The organism is Flavobacteriales bacterium, assembly GCA_016779995.1.
Classification (GTDB): domain Bacteria; phylum Bacteroidota; class Bacteroidia; order Flavobacteriales; family UBA7312; genus UBA8444.
The window spans coordinates 140965-155538 of sequence record JADHMO010000003.1 but is presented as its reverse complement, the minus strand read 5'-3'; the positions used below and the strand labels follow the sequence as shown (position 1 = coordinate 155538).

At 35.1% G+C, this 14574-nt stretch carries 15 protein-coding genes; 11 read left to right on the top strand and 4 right to left on the bottom strand.

The features are described 5' to 3' along the window. Nucleotides 1-49 precede the first annotated feature (49 nt). Both ISP71_03730 and topA read right to left on the bottom strand, forming a co-directional pair. Nucleotides 50-1210, bottom strand: coding sequence for a formimidoylglutamase (locus ISP71_03730; GenBank protein ID MBL6663195.1), 1161 nt, complete (start codon nt 1208-1210; stop codon nt 50-52). Further along, nucleotides 1211-3523 carry a type I DNA topoisomerase gene (gene topA, locus ISP71_03725; protein MBL6663194.1) on the bottom strand — a complete coding sequence of 771 codons (2313 nt, stop codon included), beginning with the start codon at nt 3521-3523 and terminating at the stop codon, nt 1211-1213. A gap of 193 nt (nt 3524-3716) precedes the next feature. Between topA and miaB the strand changes: the two genes are divergently transcribed. From miaB to ISP71_03685, 8 genes are all read left to right on the top strand, one after another. Then, on the top strand, nt 3717-5156 hold the full coding sequence (gene miaB / locus ISP71_03720; protein ID MBL6663193.1) for a tRNA (N6-isopentenyl adenosine(37)-C2)-methylthiotransferase MiaB: 1440 nt from the start codon (nt 3717-3719) through the stop codon (nt 5154-5156). Next, nucleotides 5153-6313 carry a sigma-54-dependent Fis family transcriptional regulator gene (locus ISP71_03715; protein MBL6663192.1) on the top strand — a complete coding sequence of 387 codons (1161 nt, stop codon included), beginning with the start codon at nt 5153-5155 and terminating at the stop codon, nt 6311-6313. The genes miaB and ISP71_03715 overlap by 4 nt, the downstream gene beginning before the upstream one ends. Further along, on the top strand, nt 6310-6813 hold the full coding sequence (locus ISP71_03710) for an LptE family protein (GenBank protein ID MBL6663191.1): 504 nt from the start codon (nt 6310-6312) through the stop codon (nt 6811-6813). Before ISP71_03715 ends, ISP71_03710 begins: the two co-directional genes overlap by 4 nt. A 218-nt stretch (nt 6814-7031) precedes the next feature. Beyond that, entirely contained in the window at nt 7032-7517 is a 486-nt protein-coding gene (locus ISP71_03705) for a hypothetical protein (GenBank protein ID MBL6663190.1), read from the top strand. 4 nt (nt 7518-7521) lie between these two features. Then, nucleotides 7522-7857 (top strand): preprotein translocase subunit SecG, encoded by a 336-nt coding sequence (gene secG, locus ISP71_03700; protein ID MBL6663189.1) that lies wholly within the window; start codon nt 7522-7524, stop codon nt 7855-7857. A 118-nt stretch (nt 7858-7975) separates the two neighbouring features. Further along, nucleotides 7976-8245 (top strand): co-chaperone GroES, encoded by a 270-nt coding sequence (locus tag ISP71_03695; protein MBL6663188.1) that lies wholly within the window; start codon nt 7976-7978, stop codon nt 8243-8245. An 11-nt stretch (nt 8246-8256) separates the two neighbouring features. Then, nucleotides 8257-9885 (top strand): chaperonin GroEL, encoded by a 1629-nt coding sequence (gene groL, locus ISP71_03690; protein ID MBL6663187.1) that lies wholly within the window; start codon nt 8257-8259, stop codon nt 9883-9885. 197 nt (nt 9886-10082) lie between these two features. Next, nucleotides 10083-11273, top strand: coding sequence for a discoidin domain-containing protein (locus ISP71_03685; GenBank protein MBL6663186.1), 1191 nt, complete (start codon nt 10083-10085; stop codon nt 11271-11273). 33 nt (nt 11274-11306) lie between these two features. Here ISP71_03685 and ISP71_03680 read toward each other — a convergent pair whose 3' ends face one another. Together ISP71_03680 and ISP71_03675 are read right to left on the bottom strand one after the other, a co-directional pair. Next, on the bottom strand, nt 11307-12317 hold the full coding sequence (locus ISP71_03680) for a COX15/CtaA family protein (protein ID MBL6663185.1): 1011 nt from the start codon (nt 12315-12317) through the stop codon (nt 11307-11309). 3 nt (nt 12318-12320) lie between these two features. Next, on the bottom strand, nt 12321-12695 hold the full coding sequence (locus tag ISP71_03675) for a heavy-metal-associated domain-containing protein (GenBank protein MBL6663184.1): 375 nt from the start codon (nt 12693-12695) through the stop codon (nt 12321-12323). 99 nt (nt 12696-12794) lie between these two features. On the opposite strand from ISP71_03675, the gene ISP71_03670 reads away from it, so the two are divergent. From ISP71_03670 to rpmA, 3 genes are all read left to right on the top strand, one after another. After that, nucleotides 12795-13625 carry an EamA family transporter gene (locus ISP71_03670; GenBank protein MBL6663183.1) on the top strand — a complete coding sequence of 277 codons (831 nt, stop codon included), beginning with the start codon at nt 12795-12797 and terminating at the stop codon, nt 13623-13625. Between the two features lie 77 nt (nt 13626-13702). Continuing rightward, the gene (gene rplU, locus ISP71_03665) at nt 13703-14215 is read left to right on the top strand and encodes a 50S ribosomal protein L21 (protein ID MBL6663182.1); all 513 of its coding nucleotides are present in this window, start codon (nt 13703-13705) and stop codon (nt 14213-14215) included. Between the two features lie 23 nt (nt 14216-14238). Continuing rightward, a complete protein-coding gene (rpmA, locus tag ISP71_03660) occupies nt 14239-14496 on the top strand; it encodes a 50S ribosomal protein L27 (GenBank protein MBL6663181.1) in 258 nt (85 codons plus the stop codon). Nucleotides 14497-14574 lie beyond the last annotated feature (78 nt).

Here is a 14574-nt window from a genome sequence, read left to right as displayed (position 1 = left end):
AAAATAACTATTTTTTTTTACTAGAAAAATAGCTTAAGTAAGTATTATTTTAATGTTGATTCATTTTTTGAAATGCTTTCCACCACCTTTCAGGCATATCTCCCTTAACTGCTATCTGATAGTCGTTGTATGAACAAGGAATAAAATAATTTTCGAAAGGCAATGAGGAATTTGAATTAATTATTGGGACTTCCATCCACCATTTTTCCAGCTTTTTATTTTTGTAGAAACAAGTATTATACTCTCCTTCTCTCATAGAAACATGGTATTTGACCATATCATCATCTGTAGGTTTAAAAAGCTTCATTTTATGGAAAAAACCTTCAAAAAAGCACCAAATCATTTGTGCTATTAATTTTTCTGACTGCAAGTTTTTATCCTCAAAATTGACATAATTGAATATTCCCAACGATTTTAGACGACCACTTATTCCAGCATAACGCATTATTTGACAAACTTCTTCGGCATAAAAACCATTAGGAGAACTTTTAAGCACTGAAGGATTATCAGAAAGACGTACACAACCCATATCTAAGCTAAGAAAGTCTGCATTTCGTAATGAAGGCTCTACTTCTTCAATATTTTGTCGAATTTCTCCAAGTCTATAAGCATCAAAATAGAGTTTATTGATTAGCTTAACGGAGTCTTGAGTATTAAAATAGGTTTGGTAACCAATATTTGTAAAATTAAAAAGAACATTTGGCTGAATTTTGATGATTTCAGAAAGGTAAGACTCAGAGGCTAAAGCATTTTCATCTTCGCCAAAGTCAAAACGTGAATCAAAACTAACCATATTGGATAATTTCCCTAAGTGCACACAAGAACGGTATTGTGAAAGGGTTAAGTCTTGTCCACCACCAATGATAAGAGCAAATAAATTTCGCTGCTCACACTCCACTAAAACATCAGTAAGTAATTGATAAGTATCGTTAATTTTTTCGCCCAATATCAATTGTCCTAAATCGGCTATCCTTAGCCTTTCTTGCCCCTCAAACAATTGATATAATTCTGTTCGTATTTTATCTAGAGAATCAGCCTTATTATTGAATGAGGTTCCTCGAAATTCTGGAACACTAAAAATAACTAAATCTGCTTCAGCTAGGTTTGGAAAGTCACCTTGAGTGTAAGCCATAATATTACGTCCAAGCTGACTATTTTGATAGTCTTCACTACGATGAACCAAAGGTTTAAAGCTTAACTCAAATTCCATTTACTTTTTCTTACTTTTTTCTGCTAACTCAAGACACATTTCTCTAGTCAAAGATTTGGGTTCTACATCTTTTGGTATTTTAACGTTCATTTTGTTTTTACGAGCACCCTCACCAATTTGGATAAAAGGACCATACCTTCCATTAAGCACTTGAACTAGTGGCTCACCTTCAAAGCGATTTATTATTCTTTCTGCTTCGGCCTTTCTATGAGCCAAAATTAATTCAATTGCCCTATCAATTTCAATAGTTAATGGTTCGTCACCATCGTCTTTTTTTATGGACACAAACTTACCTTTGAACCTTAGATAAGGACCGAAACGACCTATAGCCGCCACTACTTCTTCACCCTCAAACTCTCCAACAGTTCTTGGTAATTTAAACAATTCTAAGGTTTCTTCTAATGTTATTGTGTTTATACTTTGCGATGCTAATAATGAAGCGAATCTAGGTTTCTTTTCATCACTAGCCTCACCAATCTGAGCCATGGGACCGAAACGACCTATTTTAACGTAAACATTTTCACCTGATTTCGGTTCGGTTCCAAGAAGTCGCTCACCTTTAGCCGCCTCAGAAGTGTCAGCAACATCATTGACCGTTTTAACAAAACCATCATAAAATTGACTAATCATTTCGTTCCAAACTTTTTCACCTTTTGCAATGAAGTCAAATTCTTTTTCAACGTCAGCTGTAAAACCATAATCCATAACATCTGAAAAGTTAGTTTCTAAAAATTCAGTTACCACAGTTCCAATATCTGTAGGCTTCAATTTAGACTTATCTGAACCTGTTTTTTCAGATTTTTTTTCTTCTGTAATAGCATTGTCTTTCAGCGTAAGACTTAGATAAGGCTTTAAAACTCCTTCGCTTTGTCCTTTTTCGACATAGCCTCTGTTTTGTATTGTTGTAATTGTTGAAGCATAGGTAGATGGGCGGCCAATCCCAAGTTCTTCTAATCGCTTAACCAAACTAGCCTCAGTAAATCTAGGCTTAGGCTTACTAAATCGTTCAACAGCATTTATTTCTCTAGAAAATACGACTTCACCTTCATTTAATTTAGGCAACATACCGTCTTGTTCTTCAGAATCCTCATCGTCTGTACTTTCCATATACACCTTAAGAAAACCATCAAACTTGATCATTTCTCCTTTGGCTAGGAAGTGATTAGAGGCATTAGAAACTGTTATTTCAGCAGTAGTTCTTTCCAATTGGGCGTCTGCCATTTGCGAAGCAATTGTTCTCTTCCAAATAAGTTCATACAACCTTTTATGGTTACGCTCACCATCAACTTTAGCATTAGCTAAATTAGTAGGTCTAATCGCTTCGTGAGCCTCTTGAGCTCCTTTGGATTTAGTGGCGAATTTTCTACTCTTAAAATATTCGCTTCCATAATTTGACTCTATAAAACCACCCGCAGACTTAATAGCATCGTCAGAAAGATTCATACTATCTGTACGCATATAAGTAATTTTACCTGATTCGTAAAGTTTTTGAGCCACACTCATCGTTTGGCCAACAGTAAAGCCTAACTTTCTAGATGCCTCTTGCTGAAGGGTAGATGTAGTAAATGGAGCTGTTGGAGATTTTTTAGCTGGTTTTTTGGTCAGTGAAGAAATTGTAAAGGTTGAATTAGAACAAGACTCTAAGAATGAAAGTGCCTCATCTTTTGATTTAAAACGTTCTGGCAAATCCGCTTTAAAAACTAGTTGATCGGTGTTCAAAAAATAGGCAGAAACCTTATAGCTAGATTCACTTACAAAATTTGTGATTTCTTTTTCACGCTCAACAATCAATCTTACAGCGACAGACTGAACACGTCCAGCAGAAAGGCCATATTTGACTTTTTTCCATAAAACAGGCGATAACTCAAAACCTACTAATCGGTCAAGAACTCGCCTAGCTTGTTGGGCATTCACCAAGTTTATATCAATCTCTCTTGGGTTGTCTACGGCTTTTGTTATTGCTGATTTTGTAATTTCATTAAAAACAATACGCTTGGTTTTTTCTGCCTTTAGCTTTAACGCTTCTTGCAAATGCCAAGCGATGGCCTCTCCTTCACGGTCCTCATCCGTTGCGAGCCATACAACTTCCGATTTTTTAGAAAGTTTACTTAATTCGTCAACAACTTTTTTCTTGTCAGCAGAAACTTCATAGGTAGGCGCGAATCCATTTTCTATATCAATAGCCATTCCACCTTTCTTAGGCAAATCCCTGATGTGACCTATACTTGATTTTACTAAAAAGTCTTTTCCTAAAAAACCTTCAATTGTTTTTGCTTTTGCTGGTGACTCAACAATCACTAAATTTTTTGCCATAAGAAATAAGTTGTTTTCGTTTAAAATGAATGCAAATATAGAACACCTTTTTTTAAAATTCCAAACGACTGACACCGCCAAATTGACTTTATATTATAAATAATATAATAATTTTGAAAAAATATTTTTTCTGTCAATTTGGCAGTTTTTATTAATTTTGCAATCTTTATTTAGCATAAATCATATGGAAGACATCGAAAAGGTAGTAGATATTGCGAGACAAGGCGAAGCCTTACAACTTAATCAGACAGAAGTTGGAGCCAAAAAGATGTATATAGAGAGTTATGGTTGTCAAATGAACTTTTCTGACAGTGAAATTGTAGCCTCTATTCTAACTAAGGAAGGCTTTTCCACAACACCAAACCTTGAAGATGCTGATGTAGTATTTGTAAATACGTGTTCGATTAGAGAAAAAGCTGAGCAAACCGTAAGAAATAGACTGAAAGTGTATAATGCCATTAAGAAAAAACAAAACCCGAAAATGCTTGTTGGTGTTTTAGGCTGTATGGCAGAACGTCTAAAGGATAAATTTTTAGAAGAAGAAAAACTTGTTGATATAGTTGTAGGGCCAGATGCTTATCGTGATTTACCTAATCTAATTGAGGAAGTTAATGATGGAAGAAAAGCGGTCAATGTTATTCTTTCTAAGGAAGAAACCTATGCAGAGATAAGCCCTGTAAGGCTAGGCGGAAATGGCATTACAGCCTTTGTATCCATTACTAGAGGGTGTGACAATATGTGTTCATTCTGTGTTGTACCTTTTACTAGAGGAAGAGAAAGAAGTAGAGACCCAAAAAGTATTGTTGATGAATGTAAGCAATTAGTAGTTGATGGTTACAAGGAAGTTACCTTACTTGGTCAAAATGTAGATTCATACCTATGGTATGGAGGCGGCCCAAAAAAGGACTTTGATAAATTAAGCCAAGAAGAACAAGACAAAAGCACCAATTTTGCAGAGCTTTTAGCTATGGTAGCTGAAGTTAGTCCTAGTCTAAGAGTTCGTTTTTCTACTTCTCACCCTAAAGATATGCAAGACGATGTCCTTCATACTATTGCTAAGTATGAGAACATTTGCAATTATATTCACTTACCTGTTCAATCTGGAAATAGCAGAATTCTTGAGCTCATGAATAGAGGATATACTAGGGAGTGGTATCTAAATAGAATTGAAGCAATAAGAAGAATTATTCCAGATTGCGGCATATCAATGGATATCATTTCTGGATTTTGTACTGAAACAGAAGAAGAACACAAGGATACATTAAGTCTGATGGAAGCCGTAAAATATGACTTTGGCTATATGTTCAGCTATTCTGAAAGACCAAATACACAAGCACAACGCAAGTTAAATGATGATGTTCCTGCCGAAACTAAAAAAAGAAGACTGCAAGAAATTATTGATCTTCAGATGAAACACGCTTTTATTAGAAATAAAGAACAAGTTGGCAAAACACATAAAGTACTTGTAGAAGGGGTTTCTAAGAAGTCTAAAGAAGAATTATACGGAAGAAATTCACAAAACACTGTCATTGTATTTCCTAGAGAAGATTACAAGGCTGGAGATTATGTTATAGTACATGTTGAGGACTTCACCTCAGCAACACTAAAAGGTAAAGCTATTAAACTGGTATGATTAAGCACCAAGACATAAAACAACGGTTTGGTATAATTGGTAATTCAAACAAATTAGACCGAGCCATCAATACGGCTGTACAAATAGCACCGACAGATATTTCAGTATTGATAACTGGAGAAAGCGGCGTGGGCAAGGAATCTATGCCTAAGATTATACACTACAACAGTCAAAGAAAACATAATAAATATATTGCTGTCAACTGTGGTGCAATTCCAGAAGGTACCATTGATAGCGAACTTTTTGGTCACGAAAAAGGCGCCTTTACGGGAGCAAGTGATAATAGACAAGGTTATTTTGAAGTTGCAGATGGCGGCACAATATTCTTAGATGAAGTCGGTGAATTGCCCTTAAGCACTCAAGTAAGGCTACTAAGAGTATTGGAAAGTGGAGAGTTCATGAAAGTAGGCTCAAGTCAGGTAAAAAAAGTAGATGTTAGAGTCATTGCAGCTACCAATGTGAATATTGAAGAAGCCATCAATAAAGGGAAATTTAGAGAAGACTTGTATTACCGATTAAATACAATCAACATAAAAATGCCATCTTTAAGAGAAAGAACAGAAGATATACATTTATTATTTAGAAAATTCGCTTCGGACTTTGCTGACAGGTATCATATCCCTCCCATTCGCTTACAAGAGGAAGCTGTTGAGTTGTTACACAATTACTCTTGGCCAGGAAATATTAGACAGCTTAAAAACGTAGCCGAACAGATATCTGCCGTAGAACAAGACAGAAGTATCAGCTATGATACTCTAAAAAATTATATCCCGAAACAGAATACAACACCCGTATTATTCAAAAACGAGAAAGCAGAAAATGACATCTCAGAAAGAGAAATACTCTATAAAGTCCTCTTTGATATGAAAAACGACTTGAACGATTTAAAGCGAGTGACTAAAGAATTGATGGGCGACAAACATCAAGAAATTGATAATGAGAAAGTCATCAACCATTATATAGAAAAACCAGCTATTCATATAAAAGAACAAGTTGAAGAAAAAGAAGAGGAAACTTTTTTAACACTACAAGAACAAGAAAAAATACTAATTGAAAAAGCTTTAAATAGACATCAAGGAAGAAGAAAAGATGCAGCAGAAGAATTAGGAATATCTGAGCGCACATTATATAGAAAAATTAAAGAGTATTTGTTGTGACAAGACTACCATATATCTGTTTAATTGCCCTGCTATTTGGAATTAGCTCTTGCGGAATATACTCATTAAGCGGTGCATCAATTTCCAACGAGGTAAAAAGCGTAAGCATAAATCCATTTGAAAATGTAGCCTCTTTAGCACCGCCGGTGTTATCCAACGCCCTAACAGAAGCATTAAAAGATAAATTTTCATCAGAAACAAACCTTATACCATTAAATAATGATGGTGATTTGATATTCAGTGGGCGAATTACGAACTACAGCATTAATCCCATTGCTATACAAGCTAATGAAACCGCCTCTAAAAATCGACTAAGTATAACTGTTAAAGTCAAATTCGTCAACATTATAGATGAAGAAAGTAATTACGACAAAACTTTTAGTAGATACGCAGATTATGAGAGCTCACAAGATTTTACTACTATTGAAGAATCTTTAAACGAAGAAATTGTATCCCAATTAATAGACGATATATTTAACGAAGCATTCACCAATTGGTAAACCCTAAAGAAACATATTCAAATTGGATCAGCAACCCCAATAAAATTGACGCTGATGACACCAAAATACTCATGGAATTGATTGAGACCTATCCATTTTGCTCAACTTCTAGGATATTACATTTAAAAGGTCTTCAAAACACAAATAACATTCATTATAATCAGATACTAAAAAAAACAGCCGCATATAGTACAGATAGAAAACGACTTTTTTACTTTTTGACAGAAGAAAAGGTCAAAGAAGTTGAGCCAAGGTTAAACAAAAAAGAGGTTCAGAAAGACCTCTCTAGTGAAACAACGCAAATTAAAAAGGAGTTAAACATTGGTCAGCCTTTAGAATTTGATAAAGAAGAAACACATTCCTTTAATGAATGGTTAAAATTAAGTCATGCTAAACCCATCCAAAGAAGCAAAGCGAGTGAAAATAAACTACAGAAAAAAGTAAATCTTATTGAAGACTTTATTGCCAATAGGGATAGAAAACCAAAAAAAGAATTCTATTCTGCTAGTGATAAAGCCAAAGAAAGCGTAAAGTTTCACTTCGATATAGTTACAGAAACACTAGCAAAAGTCTATTTAGAACAAGGGCATTATGAAAAAGCAAAAGCAGCATATCATCAGCTTTCCTTGAAATATCCCCAAAAAAGTTCTTTATTTGCATCCCAAATTGAATTAATCGATCAATTGATCACAAAAAATAAATAATCTTATGTACACGATTTTCTCAGTTTTAATAGTAATAACCTGCATTTTGCTAGTGTTAGTAGTATTGGTTCAAAACCCTAAAGGTGGTGGTTTATCTGCAACTTTTGGCGGTGGAAATCAAGTAATGGGAGTTAAAAAAACTGCTGACTTTTTAGAAAAAGCGACTTGGTATTTAGCAATTGCATTATTGGTTTTTTCACTAGCATCAAATTTTGCTATCTCTTCTACCAACTCTGGAGGAGTACAAAACCAGTCTATTATGAAAGAACAACTTGACGAAACAGCTATCCCAACTCAAGCTCTTCCTTCTCTTCCGATACAGGAAGCTCCAGCGGAATAACAATTTGTCATTTTTTCAGAACAATCTGAAAAAAAGTCATTATATCAAATAAGTGTGCCCTTGTGGCACATTTTTTGATTTATGCTATAATTGAATATTAATTTAAACCTAAAAAAATATGAATGTAAAACCACTTGCAGACAGAGTACTTGTAGAGCCTGCTCAGGCTGAAACAACTACTGCATCTGGAATTATTATTCCAGATACTGCCCAAGAAAAACCACAAAAAGGTACAGTTGTTGCTGTAGGAGACGGTAAAAAAGATGAACCTTTAACCGTTAAGGTTGGAGATACTGTACTATACGGTAAATACTCTGGGACAGAATTAAAATACGAAGGTAAAGATTACATGATAATGCGTGAATCTGACATTCTAGCAATCATTTAAAACATATACAAATGGCAAAAGAAATAAAATTTGATATAGAAGCAAGAGATGCACTAAAAAGAGGTGTCGATGCTCTTGCCAATGCAGTTAAAGTAACATTAGGGCCTCAAGGCAGGAATGTTGTTATTGATAAAAAATTTGGTGGTCCGTCCATTACTAAAGATGGTGTATCTGTTGCTAAAGAAATTGAGTTAGAAGATACCATTGAAAACATGGGAGCTCAAATGGTCAAGGAAGTCGCATCAAAGACTGCCGATATAGCTGGAGATGGTACTACTACAGCTACTGTTTTAGCACAAGCCATCGTGTCTAACGGACTCAAAAACGTAGCAGCAGGAGCAAATCCAATGGATTTAAAAAGAGGTATTGATAAAGCCGTTTCAGTTGTTGTTGAAAATTTGAAATCGCAATCTCAAGAAGTTGGCGATAGCATAGAAAAGATACAACAAGTAGGTGCTATATCTGCCAATAACGACAATGCAATCGGCTCACTCATCGCAGAAGCTATGGACAAGGTTAAGAAAGAAGGCGTTATTACTGTTGAAGAAGCAAAAGGAACCGATACTTATGTAGAAGTGGTTGAAGGTATGCAATTTGACAGAGGCTATCTTTCTCCGTACTTTGTTACTAATGCTGAGAAAATGCTAGCCGACTTGGATACGCCATACATTCTTTTATACGATAAGAAAATATCGAATATGAAAGATTTATTGCCTATTCTAGAACCGGCAGCACAATCAGGAAAACCATTGTTAATTATTGCCGAAGATGTTGATGGTGAAGCACTAGCTACTTTGGTAGTTAACAAAATGAGAGGCTCTTTAAAAATTGCTGCCGTTAAAGCACCAGGCTTTGGTGACAGAAGAAAGGCAATGCTAGAAGATATCGCTATTCTAACTGGTGGAACTGTCATTTCTGAAGAAAGAGGTTTTAAGCTTGAAAATGCAACTATTGACATGCTAGGTACTGCTGAAAAAGTCACTATTGACAAAGACAATACAACTATTGTAAATGGTGCTGGTGACAAAGACAACATTATGGCTAGAGTCAATCAAATCAAAGCTCAAATCGAAAGCACTACTTCGGACTACGACAGAGAAAAACTACAAGAAAGGCTAGCTAAATTAGCAGGTGGTGTAGCTGTACTTTATGTTGGCGCAGCCTCTGAGGTAGAAATGAAAGAGAAGAAAGATAGAGTGGACGATGCTCTACACGCTACTCGAGCAGCTGTTGAGGAAGGCATTATCCCTGGTGGTGGTGTCGCTTTAGTAAGAGCAGCCGATGCACTAGCTCAATTACAAGGCGATAATGCCGACGAAACGACTGGTATTCAAATCGTTACTCGTGCTATTGAAGAGCCATTACGTCAAATCGTTGCCAATGCAGGTAATGAAGGTTCAGTAGTCGTTTCTAAAGTGAAAGAAGGTAAAGCCGATTTTGGTTACAATGCTAAAAAAGAAGTATTCGAAAATATGTTCGAAGCTGGTATTATTGACCCAACTAAAGTAACGCGTGTAGCATTAGAAAATGCAGCATCTGTTGCAGGAATGCTACTGACTACAGAATGTGTATTAGCTGATATTCCTGAAGAAAATCCAATGCCTCCAATGGGCGGTGGCGGTATGCCAGGTATGATGTAAAAGGAAATTTCTAACTATTTATAAATAAAGCTCCCAAAATGGGGGCTTTTTTTGTAACTTTACAAACCTTATTTTATTTAAAGCTATGATCTCATCTCATCTCATCTCATCTCATCTCATCTCATCTCATCTCATCTCATCTCATCTCATCTCATCTCATCTCATCTCATCTCATCTCATCTCATCTCGAATGTGCTATGAAAAAAATTTATCTACTAATATTGATACTAAGCATTAGTTTATCTGTTAATGCCCAAACTGCCGACCAACTTATAAGAATACATAATATTTCTAATTTAAACGATTTAAATAATATTACATCACCTGCTACTGGCAGTTTAGCTTTTGTTCAAAATAATATGTATTACTACGATGGAACAAAATGGAATACTTTTTGGACAACATATAGCAATAATAATACTAATAGCACTAACACATTAGGAACTACTAATAATGAAGATTTAAGAGTTATGACTAATAATATTCAAAGGATTAATTTAACTGAATTTGGCAGCGTATTTATTAACTATCAAGAAGACAATAACTTAGAATTTGCAGTAGGAAACCCGTCAAATTCAGCAGAATTTACAAGTTCTATAAACCCTACTGTTTCTATAGGGTGTTGTGCTAATAACTTAATTGATAATAACGCAACAACACTATGGGCTGCATCTATCAATAACGGTTCAAGTAATTTACCGCAATGGTGCACATATGATTTTGGCACTTCTAATAATATCGTGAATAAATACAGAATTGAAACACCTGCAATTTTTTCCTCAAATCTTACTAGAGGACCAATAAGTTGGGAGTTTCAAGGCTCAAACGATAATTCGAATTGGACTACTTTAGATAGTAAATCAGAAATGACTTACTCATATAATTATGAAACTAATATCCCTAATACAAATGCTTACAGATACTATCGATTATTTTGTACAGAATACGACGATGGTGGAAATCCGATGAGGATTGGAAATTTAAAACTATTTGGCTACAGTGAAAACTTCTCTCCGAGATTGATAATAAAAAATGGAGGTAATATAGGTATTGGAAATAACAATCCAACAGAAAAACTTCACGTAAATGGCAATATATTAGCCACGGGCACTATAACACCAGATTATGTATTTGAACATTTTTATGAAGGCAATAGTGAATTCAATCCAAACTATCAATTTAAAGCCCTTGAAAAAGTTGAAAAATTCGTCAAGGAAAACCATCATTTACCAGGCGTTCCATCGAGGCAAGACATCAAAAATCAAGGAGGAATTATTGTCAATCGAGCTACCGAAATTAATCTAGAAAAAATTGAAGAACTTTACCTTCACATTTTTGAAATGGATAAACGAATAAAATTCTTAGAAAATCAACTGAAAGGAATGTAAGGATAAGTAATTCTACATTTAGTAAAATTAAATTTAACGTAATTTAATTCTAAACACCATCATAAATAGTATCCCGAATAAGATGGTGGCAAATAATAGATGAGCGTTTTGTATTAAGCCAATCATATCTATATGAGCCAATAAAACACCACTTAGAAGTTCAATAACTAGAATTATGAATAACCATCGTATGATTTTATACTTGTAAGTACGTTCGTTTTTGTAAGCCATATAAGCTAACAATCCCAATACCAACCAAGAGAAACTTCTATGAATAAAGAATGGCAATCCAAGGGATTCTGTCCATTGCTCACGGCCAATACCAAGTCGTGTTAAGGCATCTATAGACTCTCTGACTTGTGTACCCAAAAACATTTGAACAGCCGTAATAATAAAACATAGCCACAGCAAAATATAAAGTTCTTTTGACAATTGTATATTTTGACTTTGAGAAGGGCTTACCAATCGTATGACGTACAACTGCAATCCTATAATGACTAAAGCAAAAAATAGATGCAAGGTTATGGTCCATGGCACTAAGTTAGAGGCGACTACAATTGAACCAAACCAAGCTTGAAAAGCAATTAAAATAAGATTGACAAAAGACACTAAAAACAAGCGTTTGTTTTTTCGGTAATACAAGGCAATCCAAAAGAAAATAATCAATAAAGAATTACCAGCTAAAAAGCCAAACAACCTATTGATATACTCCGTCCACGTTTTACGAACATTAAAATCTTCTTCTTTGTGTAAGTTTGGGTCATTTTTGAGTTGCTCTGCCACATCGGACATACCAAATACAGAAATTATATCACCAAACTTTTCTACCTTTTCAGCTCTTTGTTGACTGAACCTCTCTTTATAGTTTGGTGGTATTTGGCTACTATCAGTCGGAGGCACCCACTGCTCAAAGCACTTGGGCCAATCGGGGCAACCCATTCCACTACCCGTCGTACGCACAAAACTACCAGCAATGACTACTAGAAAGATGAACACCAAAGCCCACCAATTGAAACGAACAAAACGCCTAGAGTATGAATTCATTTTTTAGTGGGTATCGATTTTTTTCTTTTCTACCGTTTTCAAAATTTCTACTTCTACAGATGTTACAGAATAAGCACTATCTTTCAAAGAATTTATCGTACTAACAATATCGTATTCGCTAATCAAACTGTTGTCGTAGGTAACCGATGCTAACTTATTTTCGAAACTTACATCAGCAGAAACCACACCACTAACTTTTTCAAGTTCTTTATCAATATAAGCTGCACAACCGACCTGACAGCTCATGCCATCAATCGTCATTTCTACTTTGGCGTCAGCTACAGCAAGAACTTCTTCTTTATATTCAGATGAATTAGACTGACCACAGCCTATCAATAAGAATACTAATAATGAGGGGGTAATAAATAATTTTAACATAATTGGATAGTTTTTTAGAGTTACAAAAATACTAACATATCTTTGCAAAAATTATTGTACGTGGATTTATCTTCCAAAAAATTTTATCACTGGGCCTTAATGATTCTTTTAGCATTCATTTGGGGAAGTTCTTTCATATTGATGAAAAAAGGTTTAGTAGTATTTAACGACCTCGAAGTAGCACAACTCAGAATGGGCATTGCTTGGTTGAGTCTTCTACCATTTGTTTGGAACAAACTTTTTTCCATAGAGAAAAAGCATATTATTCCAATACTTATTGTGGGTTTGTTTGGAAACGGCTTTCCAGCTTTTTTGTTTACAAAAGCACAGACACAATTGGATAGCTCACTCATTGGTATATTGAATGCCTTAGTCCCTCTCTTTACCTTTGTACTAGCCATGTTGTTATTTAAAACCAAAGTTAAAGTCAGTCAGCTGATAGGTATTTTATTAGGACTTTCTGGTGCTGTTTGGCTCATTGCAGGTGGCGGCTTAGTGTTAGAAAATGCTAGTTATTCGTGGTATGTTATCATTGCTACCCTATGTTACGCTATCAGTTTAAATACTATTAAGAATTATTTACAAGACATGAGTGCCATGGACATTTCAGGCTTAGCCTTTTTTGTGGTTGGGCCATTTTGTTTACTAGCATTAGGGTTTTCTGATTTTTCAGAGAAGATGACAATTGACGGCGCATATTTAGCCTTATTCTTTGTGGTGTTACTATCAACGGTAGGCACATCTATAGCCTTAGTTTTATTTAACCAATTAGTGAAGGGCACCACTGCTATTTTTGCTTCTTCAGTAACTTATTTAATCCCTATTGTTGCTATTTTTTGGGGCTTTGTAGATGGCGAAATCATTACCCTAAATCATTTTATTGGCATTGCTATAATTCTAGGGGGAATACACTTGATTAACAAAGCCTAATTTTTTTTTGTCAATTATATATTAATTACTACATTTGCAGCCCACTAAAAAATAGTGGATAAATTAAAACTTTAAGAATGTACGCAATTGTAGAAATAGCAGGGCAACAATTCAAAGTTGAAAAAGACCAACAAATCTTCGTTCATCGACTAGAGGAAAAAGAAGGTGCTAAAGTTGAATTCGATAATGTATTATTGATTGACAACAATGGCAAAGTTAATGTTGGCGCCCCAGCTATCAGTGGTGCAAAAGTAACTGCAAAAGTGCTTGACCACATGAAAGGAGACAAAGTCGTTGTCTTCAAAAAGAAAAGAAGAAAAGGATACAGAGTAAAAAATGGTCATCGCCAAGCTTTCACTCAAATTGAAATCCAAAGTATTGTAGAAAAAGGTGCTACAGCTAAAAAAGCTACTGCTACTTCAGCAAAGAAAGAAGCTGAACCAAAAGCAGCAGCAGAAAAAGCTCCAGCCAAAAAAGCAGCTCCTAAGGCCAAAACAGCAAGTGCTGCTAAGCCAAAAGCCGCTGCTAAAAAAACTACAGCTAAAAAACCAGCTGCTAAAAAAACCGCAGCTAAGAAAACTGACAAATAGTCTAACAATTAAAACTAAATACTATGGCTCATAAGAAAGGTGCAGGAAGTAGTAAGAACGGTAGAGAATCGGAAAGTAAACGATTAGGTGTAAAAATCTATGGTGGTCAAGGCGCAATAGCAGGTAACATCATCTTACGTCAAAGAGGAACAAAACATCACCCAGGTGAAAATGTAGGAATGGGAAAAGACCATACTTTATTTGCTCTTACTGATGGTATTGTTCAATTTAGAAAAAAAGCCAATAATCGATCATACGTTTCCGTTGACCCTATCAACTAAAAGCTAGCGTATTAATAAAATATTAAACTCCCTGCTTTTCAAGTTAGGGAGTTTTTTTTTGAATTAGAATGTTATTTT

Coding starts and splice junctions, on each gene's coding strand:
- ISP71_03715 (MBL6663192.1), top strand. CDS start 5,153: ATGATTAAGCACCAAGACATAAAACAACGGTTTGGTATAATTGGTAAT.
- groL (MBL6663187.1), top strand. CDS start 8,257: ATGGCAAAAGAAATAAAATTTGATATAGAAGCAAGAGATGCACTAAAA.
- topA (MBL6663194.1), bottom strand. CDS start 3,523: ATGGCAAAAAATTTAGTGATTGTTGAGTCACCAGCAAAAGCAAAAACA.
- ISP71_03675 (MBL6663184.1), bottom strand. CDS start 12,695: ATGTTAAAATTATTTATTACCCCCTCATTATTAGTATTCTTATTGATA.
- ISP71_03695 (MBL6663188.1), top strand. CDS start 7,976: ATGAATGTAAAACCACTTGCAGACAGAGTACTTGTAGAGCCTGCTCAG.
- ISP71_03670 (MBL6663183.1), top strand. CDS start 12,795: ATGATTCTTTTAGCATTCATTTGGGGAAGTTCTTTCATATTGATGAAA.
- rpmA (MBL6663181.1), top strand. CDS start 14,239: ATGGCTCATAAGAAAGGTGCAGGAAGTAGTAAGAACGGTAGAGAATCG.
- rplU (MBL6663182.1), top strand. CDS start 13,703: ATGTACGCAATTGTAGAAATAGCAGGGCAACAATTCAAAGTTGAAAAA.
- ISP71_03685 (MBL6663186.1), top strand. CDS start 10,083: ATGAAAAAAATTTATCTACTAATATTGATACTAAGCATTAGTTTATCT.
- ISP71_03680 (MBL6663185.1), bottom strand. CDS start 12,317: ATGAATTCATACTCTAGGCGTTTTGTTCGTTTCAATTGGTGGGCTTTG.
- ISP71_03730 (MBL6663195.1), bottom strand. CDS start 1,210: ATGGAATTTGAGTTAAGCTTTAAACCTTTGGTTCATCGTAGTGAAGAC.
- secG (MBL6663189.1), top strand. CDS start 7,522: ATGTACACGATTTTCTCAGTTTTAATAGTAATAACCTGCATTTTGCTA.